Raw genomic sequence first — 14,707 nt, 5'->3', positions numbered from 1 at the left:
CGCAGCCCGGCTTCGGCGACCTCGGCGGCCCGCCGGCGACGGAGCGGGACGCGCTGCTCGCGCGGACCCGCGCCCGGGTCCCCGCCGGGTGGCGGCTCGGGGCGGCCGAGCGCGCGCTCGACCGGTACGGGCCGCTCTTCGACGGATCCCCGGGGGCGGTGCTCGTGCACGGCGACCTGCACCACGCGAACGTGCTCGTGCGGCCCGCGGGGCCGGGCTGGGCGCTCGCGGCGGTGCTCGACTGGGACAGCGCGTGGGCCGGGCCGGCCGACGCGGACGGGGCCCGGGCCGCCCTGTGGGACTCGATGCCGGGGTCGCCCGCGGACGCGGACGACCGGGCGGCGGTCCAGCAGCTGCTGTGGTGCCTGGAGTACCCGGACGGCGGCGCGCGGCACCGCGCGGACACGGAGCGCCTGGCGGCCCGGCTCGGGGTCCCGCTCTGACGGCGGGGACCGCCGGCGACGTGCGCCGACGGTCCCCGGGGGTCGCACGCCCCTCAGCGGGTCGCGCGGCGCCGGAACAGCCAGGCCGCGGTCAGGCGCGCGACCACGAGCAGGCCCGCGCACCACGCCAGCGCCACGAGCGGCTGACCGCCCGGCGCGCCGACCAGCCACGCGCGCACCGTGTCGGTCACCGGCGTGACGGGCTGGTACGTGGCGACCACCTCGAGCACCCGCGGCATCGACGCGGGCGGCACGAACGCGCTCGACACGTAGGGCAGGAACATGATCGCGAACGTGAACCCGTTGGCGGCCTCCGGTCCCGAGGAGACCATGCCGATGCACACGGCCGTCCAGGTCAGCGCGAGCACGTAGAGCAGCACGAGCCCGCCGGTGAGCAGCCACTCGCCCGCCCCGGCGGTCGGCCGGAACCCGGTCAGGTAGGCGACGCCCACGACCAGGGTGGTCGACACGGCGTTGCGGACGACGGACTCGACGACGTGCCCGGTCAGCGCGGCGACGGGCCGCACCGGCAGGGTGCGGAACCGGTTCATCAGCCCGCCGGTCATGTCGGACGCGACGGAGACGGCGGTGGTGGCGGCCCCGTAGCCCGCGCAGAGCAGGATGATGCCCGGCACGACGTAGTCGACGTACGCGGCCTGGTCGGTCCGGATGGCGCCGCCGAACACGTAGACGAACAGCAGCATGAGGATCACCGGCAGGGCGATGCCCATGATGAGCGTGTCGGGCGTGCGCAGCGACCGGCGCAGGCTGCGCCCGATCATCGCCGCGCCGTCCTGGACCGCCCAGCCGCCGGCGGGTGGGCGGGCCGTGGTGCCCGCGCGCGCGACGGCGGTCGCGGTGGCGGTCACGACGCCTCCCCGACCAGCACGCGGGCGTCGGCGGCCGCGCCGGCGGTCGGGCGGCCGGTGAGCGTGAGGAACACGTCGTCCAGCGTCGGGGTGGCGACCCGCCAGGACTCCACGGGCAGCTGGCGCGCCTCGACGTCGGCGAGGATCCGGCGCACGTCCGCGACGGACGCGTCGGTCGCGATCCGCTCGGCACGGCCGTCGGGCAGCCGGAGCTCGACGTGCGCGGCGCCGACCTCCCGCTTGAGCTCGGTCGCCGTGCCCTCGGCGATGACCCGGCCGTGGTCGAGCACGGCGACCCGGTCGGCGAGCGCGTCGGCCTCGTCCAGGTACTGCGTGGTGAGCAGCACCGTGGCGCCGCCGGCGACGACCTCGCGGATGACGGTCCACAGGTCGGAGCGGCTGCGGGGGTCGAGCCCGGTGGTCGGCTCGTCGAGGAACAGCACGGCCGGCCGGGTCAGCAGCCCGACCGCGAGGTCGAGGCGGCGGCGCATCCCGCCGGAGTAGGTGCGGACGAGCCGGTCGGCCGCGTCCACCAGGTCGAACAGCTCGAGCAGCTCGTCGCCGCGGGACCGCCCGGCGGCGCGGGGCAGGTGGGCGAGCCGGGCCATCAGCCGCAGGTTCTCCCGGCCGGTGAGCAGCTCGTCGACGGCCGCGTACTGGCCGGTGAGGCTGATCGCCTCGCGGACCCGGTCGGGTGCGCGGACGACGTCGTGCCCGGCGACGGTCGCGGTGCCGCCGTCGGGGCGCAGCAGCGTGCTGAGGACCTCGACGGTGGTGGTCTTGCCCGCGCCGTTCGGCCCGAGCAGGCCCAGCACCTGGCCCCTGCCGACCGCGAGGTCGACGCCGGTCAGCACGGTGGTCGACCCGTAGGCCTTGCGGAGTGCCCGGGTCTCGATCATCGGAGCGTCCATCGCCGGCTCCTTTCTGTCTACGTCGTACACGGATAGTGCGGTGTGTATGTTGTACACAGTTGATCCGCCCACGGTCAAGGAGCCCGATGCAGCCCGACGACGAGCGTCCGGACGACCCGGACGCACCCGCCCCCGACGCCGACGCGCGCAAGCACGCCGAGGCGCTGCGCCGCGACCGCGAGAAGGCCGAGCGCGCCGCGCAGAAGGAGGCCGCCCGCGCGGAGAAGGACCGGGAGCGCGCCCGCCGGGACGCCGAGAAGGCGCAGCGGGACCGCGACCGCGCCGCGCGCGCCGCGGAGAAGGAGGCCGAGCGGCTGCGCGCCGAGCAGGAGCGGGCGGTCCGCGAGGTCGAGCGCGACGCCGACCGGGCCGAGCGCGAGGCGCAGAAGGCGGCGCTGGACGCCCGGCTCGCCGCGCAGCGCGCCGCCCGGCAGGTCGAGCGGGCGCGGCTGCGGGCGCTCGCGGCGCGCGAGCCGGGCGACGAGGAGGCCGGGCCGGACCTGCCGCCGGGTCTCGCCGTGCTGTGGCGGCCCGCGCCGGTCGGGCGCCGGGGGCCGCGACCGGGGCTGACGCTCGCCGGCATCGCGGAGGCGGCGGTCGCGCTCGCGGACGCGGACGGGCTCGGGGCGGTGTCGATGGCCCGGGTGGCCGAGCGGCTCGGCGTCACGACGATGGCGCTGTACCGGTACGTGTCGAGCAAGGACGACCTGCTCGCGGTGATGCTGGACGCCGCGCTGGCGGAGGCGGTGGCGGGCGCGGAGGCGGTGCCGGACGCCGCGGACCCCGGCGGGGCACCCGCGTGGCGGACCGCGCTCGAGCGGTGGTGCGCCGACCAGCTCGACCTGGCGCGCCGGCACCCGTGGGCCGTGCAGACCCCGGCCGCCGCCGCGCTGCCGGGCCCCGCACGGGTGGCGTTCCTGGAGCGCGGGCTGCGGGCCCTCGACGGCACCCCGCTGAGCTGGCCGGAGAAGACGGCGGTCGTCGGGCGGCTGTCCCTGCACGTGCTCGCCGAGGGCCAGGTGGTGGCGGCCGAGGCGCAGGCGGCGCGGGCCGCCGAGGCGGGCGCCGCCGCGGGCGGAGAGGAGCCCCCGGCCGGCGGGGCGACGGCGGGGCACCCGGCCCTGCTGGACTACGCGTCGCTGCTGCGCGCGGTGACGGACCCCGACGAGCACCCGGTGCTCGCGCAGGCGCTGGCCGCCGGGGCGTTCGACGACGCCGAGGCCGAGGACGACGAGGGGCGGCCGGACTGGGGGCTGCGGCTGATGCTCGACGGCGTGGCGGCGGTGGTGGCCCGCGCCGAGGCGCGGGCGGCCGGGCGGGCGCCGGGCGGGACGTGAGCGCGGGCGGGGCCGTCCGTGCGTGTCGGTGGCATGGGGTTGGATGGTCCGCGTGCTGACGGTAGCGACTGCGAACGTGAACGGGATCCGGGCCGCCTTCAAGCGGGGCATGGCCGACTGGATCGAGGCCCGGCGCCCGGACGTCCTGCTCCTGCAGGAGGTGCGCGCCTCGGACGAGATCCTGGCCGACCACCTCTCCGCCGGGGACTGGCACCTGGCGCACGAGGCCAGCGAGACGAAGGGCCGGGCGGGCGTCGCGATCGCCTCCCGGCTGCCGATGCGCGCGGTGCGGATCGGCATCGGGACCGGCGTGCCGACCGACAGCGGCCGGTGGGTCGAGGCGGACCTCGAGCTGCCCGCGACCGACGGCGCGGAGCAGCGGCTGCTCACGGTCGTGTCCGCCTACGTGCACTCCGGCCAGGCGGGCACCCCGAAGATGGACGAGAAGTACGCGTTCCTCGACGTCATGACCAAGCGGCTCGCCGAGCTCGCGGGGGAGGGGGCGGACGTCGTGGTGGCGGGAGACCTCAACATCGCCCACCGCGAGGTCGACATCAAGAACTGGCGGGGCAACCGCAAGGCGGCCGGCTTCCTGCCCGAGGAGCGCGCGTACCTCGACACCTGGTTCGACGAGCAGGGCTGGCGCGACCTCGGGCGCGAGCACGGCGGCGAGGGTCCCGGCCCGTACACCTGGTGGTCCTGGCGGGGGCAGGCGTTCGACAACGACTCCGGCTGGCGGATCGACTACCAGCTGGCGACCCCGTCGCTCGCCGACCGCGCCAGGAGCGTGGAGATCGACCGCGCCGCGACCTACGACGCGCGGTTCAGCGACCACGCCCCGGTGGTCGTCACGTACGACGTCTGAGGCGTCCGGCGGCGGTCACCCGCCGTGCGCCGCCTCCCAGGCCGCCGAGGGGGACTCCGGGTGTCCCCCGTGCATCGAGACGACCTGCCCGGTGGCGTCGGCGGTGAGGTACGCGTCGTAGTAGTCGTCGCTGAGGGACAGGTGGAACTCCACCGGGGTGGTCACGTTCACGTCGGTCGCCCGCCGGACGAGCACCATCGCCCCGTGCGGGTCGGCGATGCCGGTGAGCGCCGGCAGCTGCGCCACGAGCGGCTCGACCAGCGACCAGTCGACCGTCGTGACGTCGAACAGCTGGTCCGGGAGCGCCCCGGGGTCGGGCTGGATGGTCGCGGCCCCTTCGCGGGTCGCCTCCCCGTCGCGCCAGTTGTACTGGTCCGTGGTCGGCGCGCCCGGCGTCGTGGGGGCCTCCGAGACGACGTACTCCCGGTACATCACGAGCTCGGTGAACTGGGTGCCGCCGGCGACCGCCACCAGGTCGTCGACCACCCGCTGGGTCTCGGCGGCCGAGAAGACGTCGTACACCTCGGGCGCCTCGGTCTCGGCGACCTGCTGGGCCTCGGCGCGGACCTCCTCCAGGGGCGTGCCCTGCACCAGGTCGAGCGCCTCGTCCCGGACCGGCCACACGCGGGCGCCGAACCCGATCACCGCGAAGACGAGGAAGAGCACCGCGGGGATCCGGAGCAGCCCGCGGCGGTCCCGGCCGGGCGCCGGCGGCGCCTCCCAGACCGGCGCCTCGGGGAGTGTGCGGACGTGCGTGTCCCGGTCCGCGATCTCCTGCCAGCCCGCCGGCGGCGGGTCCAGCAGCGCGACGTCGGGCCGCTCGGCATCGAGCTGCGCGACCACCACGACGGCGCCGCGCTGGAGGCCGGGCAGCCGTCCGAGGTTGACGACGGTCCGCGTGGTCGTCGTGTACGCGGGGCGGGTGCGGGACGCGACGACGAGCCGGATCTCGCACAGCGGCTGGTCGTTGATCGAGGTCCCGGTCGCGCGGGTCTCCAGGACCTTGGCCAGGCTGACGCGGTTCTCGCGGAGCGCCGCCTCGACGTCCTGGGGCCGGGCGTGCCGTGAGCCGGCGAACGACCGGCCGATCGACGTGAGCACCATCAGCGGGATCATGATCCCCAGCGAGACGCCGAACGCCCACTCCCACCCGTCGTCCAGGCCGGTGGCCCGGAGGACGACCGAGGCGACGAAGAACCCGATGACGGCGGACAGCAGCAGGCGGATCACGGGGTCCACTCTGCCCAACGTGCCCGAACCAACTCAAACCGGGCGGGTCCCTGACGTGCGGGAACGCGTCACACCGGCGCGGGCGCCCCCGGCAGCTCGCGCATCCGCAGCAGCGGCGACAGCAGCACCGGCAGCGCCGCGAGCACCGAGCCGGCGGCGGCCACCCACAGCGTGGGCGTCGCACCGTAGGTGTGCCCGAGCCAGCCGCCGAGCAGCCCGCCGATCGGCGTCGTGCCCCACACGATGAACCGCACCGACGCGTTCATCCGGCCGAGCAGCGGCGGCGGGCACACCCGCTGCCGGAAGCTCACCTGGGCGACGTTGTAGACCACGACGGCGAAGAAGAACAGCGCGCCGCCGGCGATCAGCGTGGCCTGGGGCGGGAACGGCAGTACGGCGGCGAGCGGCGTGAGCGCGGCGCCCGGCGCGAAGGCGAGGGCGGACAGCGGGATCACCCGGCCCTCGCCGAACCAGCGCACCAGCCGGTCGGACGCCACCGCGCCGAGGAGCCCGCCGACCGCCGACGCCGAGAGCACCGTGCCGTAGGCGGCCTCGTCGAGGCCGAGCGTGCGGAGCACGAAGATCACCGTCACGGCCCCGGCGGCCGCGGTGAACAGATTGCCGATGGCGGTGCACGCCACGATCCGGCGGAGCAGCGGCTGCCGCAGGACGAAGCCGAGGCCCTCGGCGATCTCGTCCTTGAGCGGGCGCCGGTCCTCCCGCGGGGGCAGCTCCTCGACCTTCCGGATCCGGGACAGCGCCAAGGCCGACACGAGGTAGGTCACCACGTTGACCGCGAGCAGCACGGGCGCGACCACCACCCGGAGCAGCGCACCGCCGAGCGCGGGACCGGCGACGCCCGCGACCGACTGGGTCGCCTGGAGCTTGGCGTTGCCCTCGCCGATGTGCGCGAGCCCGACCAGCCCGGGCACGTACGACTGGTGCGCGACGTCGAAGAACACCGTCGCGACGCTCATCACCAGCGCGCCCGCGTACAGCACGGCCATGGAGGCGTGCCCGGTGAGGGCCAGCGCGACGACCGCCGCCAGCGTCGCGGCGCGGACCAGGTCGGCCGTCACGAGGACCCGGCGCTTGCGCATCCGGTCGACCCAGGCGCCGGTGGGCAGGCCGATGACGAGGAACGCGGCGGTCTCGGCGGCGGTGAGCAGGCCCATCTGCCACTCGGTGGCGTCGAGGTCGCGCACGGCCAGCACGGGCAGGGCGATGCTCGTCAGCTGGAAGCCGAGCTGCCCGAACGCGTCGCCCACCCAGAGCCGGCGGAAGTCCGCGTGCCGGACCAGCGAGCGGCGCTTTCCGGGCGGGTCCGGCTCCGCGGGGCCGGCGGTGCCGAGCGGCGGGCCGGCGGGCGTGGGGGTCGACATGCCCCCAGGGTGGCGCCACTGATTGGGAAAAGTCAATCAGTGGTTAGGATCGACGCATGGCACCGACCCCGCAGCACGACCCGGACCCGCAGTGGGCCCCGCCGGCGCCGGACGGCGCGGGCGGTCCGGGCGGTCCGGGCGCGGGGGCCGACCCCGCGGAGCTCGATGCCGACGCCCGTGCCCTCGCGTCCTCGCTGCGGCTGCGCATCCTGCGGATGTGCCTCGACGACGCGCTGACCAACCGGGAGATCGCCGACCGCCTGGGCAAGAACCCCGCGACGGTGCTCCACCACGTCCGCACCCTGGTCGACCGGGGCTTCCTCGCCGCCGACCCCGTGCGCCGCGGTGCGCGCGGCTCCCGCGAGGTGCCGTACCGGGCCACCCGCAAGTCCTGGCGCGCACCCGACTTCCCCGGCAAGTGGCAGCTCATGCTGTCCACGTTCGTGGAGGAGGTCGCGGAGGCCGACCCCGAGTCGGTGCGGATGACCCGGCTTGGCGTGCGGCTCAGCCCGGACGAGCACGACGAGCTGATGTCCCGGGTGGACGCGTTCTTCACGGAGCTGGCGGAGCGCCGCCCGACCCCCGGCGGCCGGCCCTACTCGGTGCTGTTCGCCCTGCACGAGGACGCGGGCCGCCTCCCGCGCCCCGACGCCGGGCCTCCCCCCGCGCGCCCCTGACCACGCGCGCCCCTTCCGCGCCCCGCCGCCGCGCCCACTTCCGCGCCCCGCCATCGCGCCCACTTCCGCGCCCCGCCATCGCGCCCACTTCCGCGCCGAACACCACCGAACCTGCAGTACGTGCGGGGTTCCGGGCTTCCGAACCCCGCAGGTTGTGCAACCTCAGCGGCGGAGACGGCGGGGGTGCCGGCGCAGCGCGCAGCGCGGGCCCCGCGCAGCGCGCCGCGCGGGTCAGGCCGCCGGGGCGCTCGCGGTGGCGGTCAGGAACGCCGGGGCGTGCAGCCCCTCGGCCGCGAACGCCGCCGCGACGCCCGCCGCCACGGCGTCGACCTCGTCGGCCCGGACCAGGGCGATCGCGGAGCCGCCGAAGCCGCCGCCGGTCATCCGGGCGCCGAGGGCGCCGGCCTCCCGGGCCGCCTCCACCGCGACGTCGAGCTCGCGGCAGGACACCTCGTAGTCGTCGCGCAGCGAGGCGTGCGACGCGTCCATCGCGGCGCCGACCTCCTCGACCCGGCCGTCGTCGAGCAGGCCGACGAACTCCTCGACCCGGGCGATCTCGGTGACGACGTGCCGGACCAGCACCTCCACCTCGTCGCGGCCCTCGCCGACCGGCCCGGTGCCGTGCGCCAGCGCGGCGAGCGCGTCGCCGAGCCCGTCGAGGTCGATCTCGCGCAGGGTCGCGATGCCCAGGCGGGAGGCCGCCTCCTCGCACGCGGCGCGGCGGGCGGCGTACTGGCCGTCGACCAGCGCGTGCTCCGCCTTGGTGTCGATCACGAGCAGCGCGAGGCCGTGGGCCGACAGGTCGAACGGCACGTGCCGGGTGGACCCGTCGCGGCAGTCGAGCAGCAGGGCGTGGCCGGCGCGGGCGCGCAGCGACACCGCCTGGTCCATGCCGCCGGTGCTCGCGCCGGCGATCTCGTTCTCGGCGCGGATGCAGGCGTCGGCGAGCGCGGCGCGCCCGGCGTCGTCGGGCTGGTCCGCGGAGCCGGCGAGCCCCCGCCCGAACAGCGCGTCGAGCGCGACGGCGGCGGCGCACTCCAGCGCCGCGGACGAGGACAGGCCCGCGCCGTAGGGCACGCACGAGTCGACCGCGATGTCGAAGCCGCCCACCGGGTGCCCGGCCTCCCGCAGCGCCCAGGCGACGCCGACGACGTACGCCGGCCAGCCGTCCACGGTGCCGGGGGCGACCTCGGGCAGCGCGACCTCGCGGACGCCGGCGCTCTCCTGCGCCGACACCAGCCGCACGGTGTCGCCGTCGGTGCGGCGGACGGCGACGTAGGTCCGGTGCGGGAGCGCGAACGGCAGGCAGAGGCCGCCGTTGTAGTCGGTGTGCTCCCCGATGAGGTTGACCCGGCCCGGTGCGGACCAGGTGCCGTCCGGCTCGGCGCCGAACCGCTCGGCGAACAGCGCGCGCACGCGCTCGGCCCCGGCGGCGGGCTCCCAGGCCCCGACCCAGACCGGGGTGGTCTCGTGCTGCTGCTCCATGGGGGTCATCACTCCTCGGGCTGGTGGTCGGTCGGGGTGAGCAGGGTGCAGCCGGCGTCGGCCAGCACCGCCCGGGCGGGCTCGGGGAGGCCGGCGTCCGTGACGACGACGTCCACCTCCTCCAGGGGCGCGATGCGGGCGAGCCCCACCACGCCCCACTTCGTGTGGTCCGCGAGCACCGTCACGGCGGCGGCGCAGCGCAGCAGCGCGCGGTCCGTGGCGGCCTCGGCGAGGTTCGGTGTCATCAGACCGGACTCGTCGAGCCCGTGCACGCCGAGGAACAGCCGGTCGACGCGCAGCGTCGCGAGCGCCGTGTCCGCGACCGGTCCGACCAGGGCGTCGGAGGGCGTCCGGCTGCCGCCGGTGAGGATCACGTCCAGCCCCGCGCCCCCGGCGCCCGCGGCGGCGTCGTGCAGCGTCCGGGCGACGGGCAGGGAGTTCGTGACCACGGTGAGCGGTCGCAGCGCGGGGTCGGCGGCGATCCGCTGCGCCAGCAGGTGCACGGTCGAGCCGGCCGAGAGCGCGACGGCCTGGCCGGGCTCGAGGGTCGCGGCCGCCAGGGCCGCGATGTCCCGCTTCTCCGCCGTCGCCCAGGTGCTCTTCTCGGCGAACCCGGGCTCGTCGGTCGGGCGGCCGAGCCCGCCGTCCGCGGCCACCGCGCCGCCGTGCACCCGGCGCACGAGGCCGGCGCGGTCGAGCTCGGTGATGTCGCGGCGGACCGTCATCTCGGAGACGTCGAGCTGCTCCACCAGGTCGGCGACCCGGACGGCGCCGTGGGCGCGCACCTCGGCGAGGATGCGGTCCTGACGCTGGCTGGCGAGCACCGCGACAGTATCCACCAGGACCGCACAGGAACCAACACGCGGAGCCGGGGGCGGCGGGCGGCCGGGATCAGCCGTGCAGCAGCTCCGCGTCCGACGGGTCGTGCGCGACGACGGGCTCACCGGTCGGGCGCGCCCAGTAGGTCCACCAGGCCCAGCCGCCGCCGACGGGCTGCCAGCCGTCGCCCCGCGGCGCGCGGCCGGCGGTGCGGTCGTGCTCCCACTGCTGGTCGTCCCGCTCGAGCACGTGGAACAGCGGGCCGTAGCCGACGCTGTGCCAGCCGTGCCGGCCCGCCCGGGCGAGCACGGCCATCTCGTTGAACGCCGTCAGCGGTCGGATCTCGCGGCGCTCCGCCTGCCCGGTCTCCTCGGCGGTCCCGGGCGCGTCGGAGCGGGTGCCCCGGCCGTAGCGCTGCTGTGCGGCCTGCCGGGTCATCCCGAGGACGGCCCCGACCTGCTCCCACGTGCAGCCGGCGCCGCGGGCGGACCCGACGGCGGCCGCGAGCAGCACCTCCGTCTCCGCGCGCGCCGCCCGGGACAGGGCGACGAGCTCGAGGTGGGCCTGGGCGTCCTGGGTCAGGCGCTCGGTCAGCGTCGGGTCGGTCGCCTCGATCGCCCGGGCCAGGTGGTCCCGCAAGGTGGTGGTGCGCTCCGTGTCCGCCATGTGTCAACTCTGGCCTGACGCCCGGCGTCGTGTCAATGCACGATTGACACCGGCGTGGAGGGCGACCGGGGTCCGTCCCCGGGCGCGCGGCGGCGGGGCGCGGGTCCGCCCGGGGTCGTCAGCGCCCGACGGGCGTGAGACCGAGCGACTTGCCCGCGAGGCCGCGCGAGCGGGCGGTCAGCGCGGCCGCCACCCCGCGCAGCGCGACGGCGGCGGGGGAGTCCGGGTCGGTGAGCACCACGGGCGTGCCGCCGTCGCCGGCCTCGCGCAGCCGGATGTCCAGCGGCACCTGGCCCAGCACCGGCACGGTGGTGCCGGTCGACCGGGACAGCCCCTCGGCCACCCGCGTGCCGCCGCCGGAGCCGAACAGCTCGAGCCGCGACCCGTCGGGCTGCTCGAGCCAGGCCATGTTCTCGACCACGCCGACCACGCCCTGCCGGGTCTGGGTGGCGATGGAGCCGGCGCGCTCGGCGACCTCGGCCGCGGCGAGCTGCGGCGTCGTCACGACGACCAGCTCGGAGCCCGGCAGCAGCTGGGCGACGGAGATGGCGATGTCACCGGTCCCGGGCGGGAGGTCGAGCAGCAGCACGTCGAGGTCGCCCCAGAACACGTCCGCGAGGAACTGCTGGAGCGCGCGGTGCAGCATCGGCCCCCGCCACACCACCGGCTGGCCCGGCGGGACGAACATGCCGATCGAGATGACCTTGACCTCGTGCGCGATCGGCGGGAGCAGCATCTCGTCGACCCGGGTCGGCGGCTGGGTCACGCCGAGCATCCGCGGGATCGAGAAGCCGTAGATGTCCGCGTCCACGACGCCGACCCGCAGGCCCTCGGCGGCCATCGCCACCGCCAGGTTCGCCGTCACGGAGGACTTGCCGACGCCGCCCTTGCCGGACGCCACCGCGAACACCTTGGTGAGCGAGGTCGGCTTGCTGAACGGGATGACGGGCTCCGCACCGCCGCGCAGCCGCTCGGTCAGGGCGGCGCGCTGCTCCGGGCTCATCACGCCGAGCGCCATCCGCACGTCGGCGACGCCCTCGACGGTCCGCACCGCCGCGGTGACGTCCTTCGTGATGGTGTCGCGCAGCGGGCAGCCCGCGGTCGTCAGGTCGATGCCGACCGTGACGAGCGCGCCCGCGGCCGGGGTGGTGTCGACGTCGACCGACCGGACCATCCCCAGGTCCGTGATCGGGCGGCGGATCTCCGGGTCGAGCACCCGGGTGAGGGCCTCCCGCACGGCGGCGGCGACGGCCTCGGGATCGCGGGTGTCCAGGGCGGGCGACATGTCGTCCATCGTAGGCGCGGTGGGGGACCGCACCCCGCGCCCGGGGTCCCGGCCGGCCGTCAGCCCGCCGGGGTCCGCCCGTGCTCCTCCGCGGCGGCGCGGCGGTCCCGCGCCCGGTCGGCCCGGCCGCGGTCCACCCGGTCCCGCGCCGCCGGGTCGCGCGACGTGTCGGCGGCGTCGTCCTCGGCGGCCTCGCGCTCCTCCACGAGCTCCTCGAGCAGGTTGCGCAGCTCGGACCGCACGAAGTCGCGGGTGGCGACCTCGGACAGCGCGATGCGCAGCGCGGCCATCTCGCGGGCCAGGAACTCGGTGTCCGCCAGGTTCCGCTCCGCGCGCTGCCGGTCCTGCTCCGCCTGCACCCGGTCGCGGTCGGTCTGCCGGTTCTGCGCCAGCAGGATGAGCGGCGCGGAGTACGACGCCTGCAGGGACAGCATCAGCGTGAGCGCGGTGAACCCGTTCGCGGCCTTGTCGAACCGCAGCGCCTCCGGGCCCCACGAGTTCCACACCAGCCACGCCGCGCAGAACAGGCTCAGCCAGAGCAGGAACCGCGGGGTGCCCATGAACCGGGCGATCCCCTCCGAGACCTTGCCGAACGCGTCGTCCTCAAGCTTCGGCAGGAGGGTGCGGCGGGCGGTCTTCGGGGTGTCGAGACGCTCAGCCACGGCGGCCTCCCCTCGGGGTCGGGCCGCCGCGGGCGGCGCGCACGGCGGGCACCTCGCCCGTCGGGACGGGCTGCACCTCCTCGTCCGTCTCGCGCCAGTCCTCCGGCAGCAGGTGGTCGAGCACGTCGTCGACGCTGACCGCGCCGAGCAGGCGGCGCTCGTCGTCGACGACGGGGATCGCGAGCAGGTCGTAGGTCGCCAGCCGGCGGGTGACCGCGAGCAGCGGCGCGTCGGCGGGCACCGGGTCGATGTCGGTGTCGACCAGGGCGCCGATGGCCTCGTGCGGGGGCTCGCGCAGCAGGCGCTGCAGGTGCACGACCCCGATGAACCGGCCGGTCGGCGTCTCCAGCGGGGGGCGCACCACGAACACCATCGACGCCAGGGCGGGCGTCAGGTCCTTGCGGCGCACGTGCGCCAGCGCCGCGGCGATCGGCGTCTCGGGGCCGAGCACCACGGGCTCCGTGGTCATCAGGCCGCCCGCGGTGTTGTCCTCGTACGCCAGCAGCCGGCGGACGTCCCGGGCCTCCTCGGGCTCCATGAGGGCGAGCAGCTCGGCCTGCTGCTCGTCCGGGAGCTCGCCGAGCAGGTCGGCGGCGTCGTCGGGCTGCATCGCCTCGAGCACGTCGGCGGCGCGGGTGCGCTCGAGGTGCGACAGGATCGCGACCTGGTCGTCCTCCGGCAGCTCCTCCAGGACGTCGGCCAGCCGCTCGTCGTCCAGGGCGGCCGCGACCTCCATCCGCCGGGTCGACCCCATGTCGTGCAGCACGTCGGCCAGGTCGGCGGGCTTGAGCTCGTCGTACTGCTGGAGCAGCAGCGCGGCGCCCTGGGCGTCGGCGGCCGTGCGGGCGAGCCCGGCGATCTCGTCGATGTCGAGCAGCTCCGGCACGCCGCGGCGGCGCAGCAGGCCCCCGCGGCCGGAGTCCTTGCGGACGAACACCTTCGACACCAGCCAGTCGCCGTTGCGCTGCCGCTCGATGGCCACGTCCTCGACCGTCGCCGGGCCCGAGCCGTCGGCCAGCTGCACGGTGCGGTCGAACAGCTCGCCGACCACCAGCGTCTCGAACGGGCGCTGCTCGAACCGCCGCATGTTGACCAGGCCCGTCGAGATGACCTGGCCGGCGTCGACGGCGGTCACCCGGGTCAGCGGCAGGAACACGCGGCGCTTGCCGGGCACCTCGACGACCAGGCCGACGGCGCGCGGTGCGCCCTTGGGGCGGAGCAGCACGACGACGTCGCGCACCCGTCCCACCTGGTCGCCGATGGGGTCGAAGACGTTGGTGCCGGCGAGGCGCGCGACGAAGACTCGGGTCCCGGTGCCGCTCACGGTGGTCAGCGTAGACGCCGGGCCACGGGGCAGCGCGCCGCGACGCGGGTGGTCCGTCGTCGGCGGCGCGCCGGGCGCGTCCCCGGGCGCAGGCTGGACGCGCGCCATGAAACCCCTGCGTACCGGCCGAGCCGCCTGGCGTCGAGACCCCCCGCGGGGCGAGGATGGACGCATGTCGTTCACCGGCGGTGCCCGCATCCCCCAGACGCCCACCCTGCCCCAGGGCGAGACGGTCGCGTCCTACGGCACGTACCTCGAGGCGCAGAAGGCCGTCGACCACCTCTCCGACCACGAGTTCCCGGTGCAGATGGTGACGATCGTCGGCACCGACCTGCGCATGGTCGAGCGCGTCACCGGCCGCCTGACCTACGCCCGGGTCGCGATGGGCGGCTTCGGGTCCGGCGCCTGGTTCGGCGTGTTCATCGGCCTGCTGTTCCTCATGGCCGGCGGGTCGTCCGGCATCCTGCTCGCCGCCGTGCTGTTCGGCGGCGCGGCGGGCCTGCTGCTCGCGGTGCTGGTCTACGCCACCAGCCGCGGCAAGCGGGACTTCACCTCCCAGAGCCAGATCGTCGCCGCGCAGTACGCCGTGCTGTGCCGCACCGAGCGCGCGCACGACGCCCGGCAGATGCTGCGCGAGGTCGGCGGCGTGCGGGTCGGCGCGGCCACCCCCGTGCCGCCGGCGCACCCGATGGGCGCCCGCCCGTCCGACCCGTCCGCGGCGTACCCGCAGGCGGCGCCCGGCCAGCCGGCCG

Annotated in this window: 15 protein-coding genes; 5 read left to right on the top strand and 10 right to left on the bottom strand. The window is 76.4% G+C overall.

Features of this window, described 5'->3' with window-relative positions:
- The coding region (locus FA014_RS12215) for a phosphotransferase (RefSeq protein WP_154729952.1) at nt 1–443 on the top strand (443 nt) is incomplete at its 5' end.
- 53 nt (nt 444–496) lie between these two features.
- Here the strand turns inward: FA014_RS12215 and FA014_RS12210 are convergent.
- Complete coding sequence (locus FA014_RS12210; RefSeq protein ID WP_230323107.1) at nt 497–1,312, bottom strand: ABC transporter permease; 816 nt, start codon at nt 1,310–1,312, stop codon at nt 497–499.
- Nucleotides 1,309–2,223 (bottom strand): ATP-binding cassette domain-containing protein, encoded by a 915-nt coding sequence (locus FA014_RS12205; RefSeq protein ID WP_154729951.1) that lies wholly within the window; start codon nt 2,221–2,223, stop codon nt 1,309–1,311. Before FA014_RS12205 ends, FA014_RS12210 begins: the two co-directional genes overlap by 4 nt.
- 86 nt (nt 2,224–2,309) lie before the next feature.
- On the opposite strand from FA014_RS12205, the gene FA014_RS12200 reads away from it, so the two are divergent.
- Nucleotides 2,310–3,560, top strand: a complete 1,251-nt coding sequence (locus FA014_RS12200) for a TetR/AcrR family transcriptional regulator (RefSeq protein ID WP_154729950.1) — start codon at nt 2,310–2,312, stop codon at nt 3,558–3,560.
- A gap of 52 nt (nt 3,561–3,612) precedes the next feature.
- Entirely contained in the window at nt 3,613–4,425 is an 813-nt protein-coding gene (locus FA014_RS12195) for an exodeoxyribonuclease III (protein ID WP_154729949.1), read from the top strand.
- 15 nt (nt 4,426–4,440) lie between these two features.
- Here the strand turns inward: FA014_RS12195 and FA014_RS12190 are convergent, their stop codons facing one another.
- Nucleotides 4,441–5,655 (bottom strand): hypothetical protein, encoded by a 1,215-nt coding sequence (locus FA014_RS12190; protein WP_154729948.1) that lies wholly within the window; start codon nt 5,653–5,655, stop codon nt 4,441–4,443.
- A gap of 68 nt (nt 5,656–5,723) precedes the next feature.
- Nucleotides 5,724–7,037: an MFS transporter gene (locus FA014_RS12185; RefSeq protein ID WP_154729947.1), complete on the bottom strand. Its 1,314-nt coding sequence runs from the start codon at nt 7,035–7,037 to the stop codon at nt 5,724–5,726.
- Nucleotides 7,038–7,093: 56 nt separating this feature from the next.
- On the opposite strand from FA014_RS12185, the gene FA014_RS12180 reads away from it, so the two are divergent.
- Nucleotides 7,094–7,714, top strand: a complete 621-nt coding sequence (locus FA014_RS12180) for a helix-turn-helix domain-containing protein (protein WP_154729946.1) — start codon at nt 7,094–7,096, stop codon at nt 7,712–7,714.
- Between the two features lie 231 nt (nt 7,715–7,945).
- On the opposite strand, the gene galK is transcribed toward FA014_RS12180, so the two are convergent.
- The 6 genes from galK to FA014_RS12150 all read right to left on the bottom strand — a co-directional run bounded on the left by galK (nt 7,946) and on the right by FA014_RS12150 (nt 13,955).
- On the bottom strand, nt 7,946–9,199 hold the full coding sequence (galK, locus tag FA014_RS12175) for a galactokinase (RefSeq protein WP_154729945.1): 1,254 nt from the start codon (nt 9,197–9,199) through the stop codon (nt 7,946–7,948).
- An 8-nt stretch (nt 9,200–9,207) separates the two neighbouring features.
- Nucleotides 9,208–10,023 carry a DeoR/GlpR family DNA-binding transcription regulator gene (locus FA014_RS12170; RefSeq protein WP_154729944.1) on the bottom strand — a complete coding sequence of 272 codons (816 nt, stop codon included), beginning with the start codon at nt 10,021–10,023 and terminating at the stop codon, nt 9,208–9,210.
- Nucleotides 10,024–10,090: 67 nt separating this feature from the next.
- Complete coding sequence (locus FA014_RS12165) at nt 10,091–10,684, bottom strand: hypothetical protein (RefSeq protein ID WP_154729943.1); 594 nt, start codon at nt 10,682–10,684, stop codon at nt 10,091–10,093.
- A 118-nt stretch (nt 10,685–10,802) separates the two neighbouring features.
- Entirely contained in the window at nt 10,803–11,969 is a 1,167-nt protein-coding gene (locus FA014_RS12160) for an Mrp/NBP35 family ATP-binding protein (RefSeq protein WP_154729942.1), read from the bottom strand.
- A gap of 59 nt (nt 11,970–12,028) precedes the next feature.
- Nucleotides 12,029–12,631, bottom strand: coding sequence for a DUF1003 domain-containing protein (locus tag FA014_RS12155; protein ID WP_154729941.1), 603 nt, complete (start codon nt 12,629–12,631; stop codon nt 12,029–12,031).
- A complete protein-coding gene (locus FA014_RS12150; RefSeq protein ID WP_154729940.1) occupies nt 12,624–13,955 on the bottom strand; it encodes a magnesium transporter MgtE N-terminal domain-containing protein in 1,332 nt (443 codons plus the stop codon). The genes FA014_RS12155 and FA014_RS12150 overlap by 8 nt, the downstream gene beginning before the upstream one ends.
- Before the next feature lie 172 nt (nt 13,956–14,127).
- On the opposite strand from FA014_RS12150, the gene FA014_RS12145 reads away from it, so the two are divergent.
- On the top strand, nt 14,128–14,707 hold a 580-nt coding region (locus tag FA014_RS12145; protein ID WP_154729939.1), incomplete at its 3' end, for a general stress protein.

This window comes from Cellulomonas hominis (assembly GCF_005239125.1).
GTDB classification, from domain to species: Bacteria; Actinomycetota; Actinomycetes; order Actinomycetales; family Cellulomonadaceae; genus Cellulomonas; species Cellulomonas hominis_A.
Note: the sequence above shows the minus strand (reverse complement) of the source record. Positions and strands in the feature narration are given on the sequence as shown.

Bases quoted from the DNA above. Each gene is read 5' to 3' on its own strand.
- FA014_RS12160 (WP_154729942.1), bottom strand. From the start codon at position 11,969: ATGTCGCCCGCCCTGGACACCCGCGATCCCGAGGCCGTCGCCGCCGCC.
- FA014_RS12200 (WP_154729950.1), top strand. From the start codon at position 2,310: ATGCAGCCCGACGACGAGCGTCCGGACGACCCGGACGCACCCGCCCCC.
- FA014_RS12165 (WP_154729943.1), bottom strand. From the start codon at position 10,684: ATGGCGGACACGGAGCGCACCACCACCTTGCGGGACCACCTGGCCCGG.
- FA014_RS12185 (WP_154729947.1), bottom strand. From the start codon at position 7,037: ATGTCGACCCCCACGCCCGCCGGCCCGCCGCTCGGCACCGCCGGCCCC.
- FA014_RS12180 (WP_154729946.1), top strand. From the start codon at position 7,094: ATGGCACCGACCCCGCAGCACGACCCGGACCCGCAGTGGGCCCCGCCG.
- FA014_RS12205 (WP_154729951.1), bottom strand. From the start codon at position 2,223: ATGGACGCTCCGATGATCGAGACCCGGGCACTCCGCAAGGCCTACGGG.
- galK (WP_154729945.1), bottom strand. From the start codon at position 9,199: ATGGAGCAGCAGCACGAGACCACCCCGGTCTGGGTCGGGGCCTGGGAG.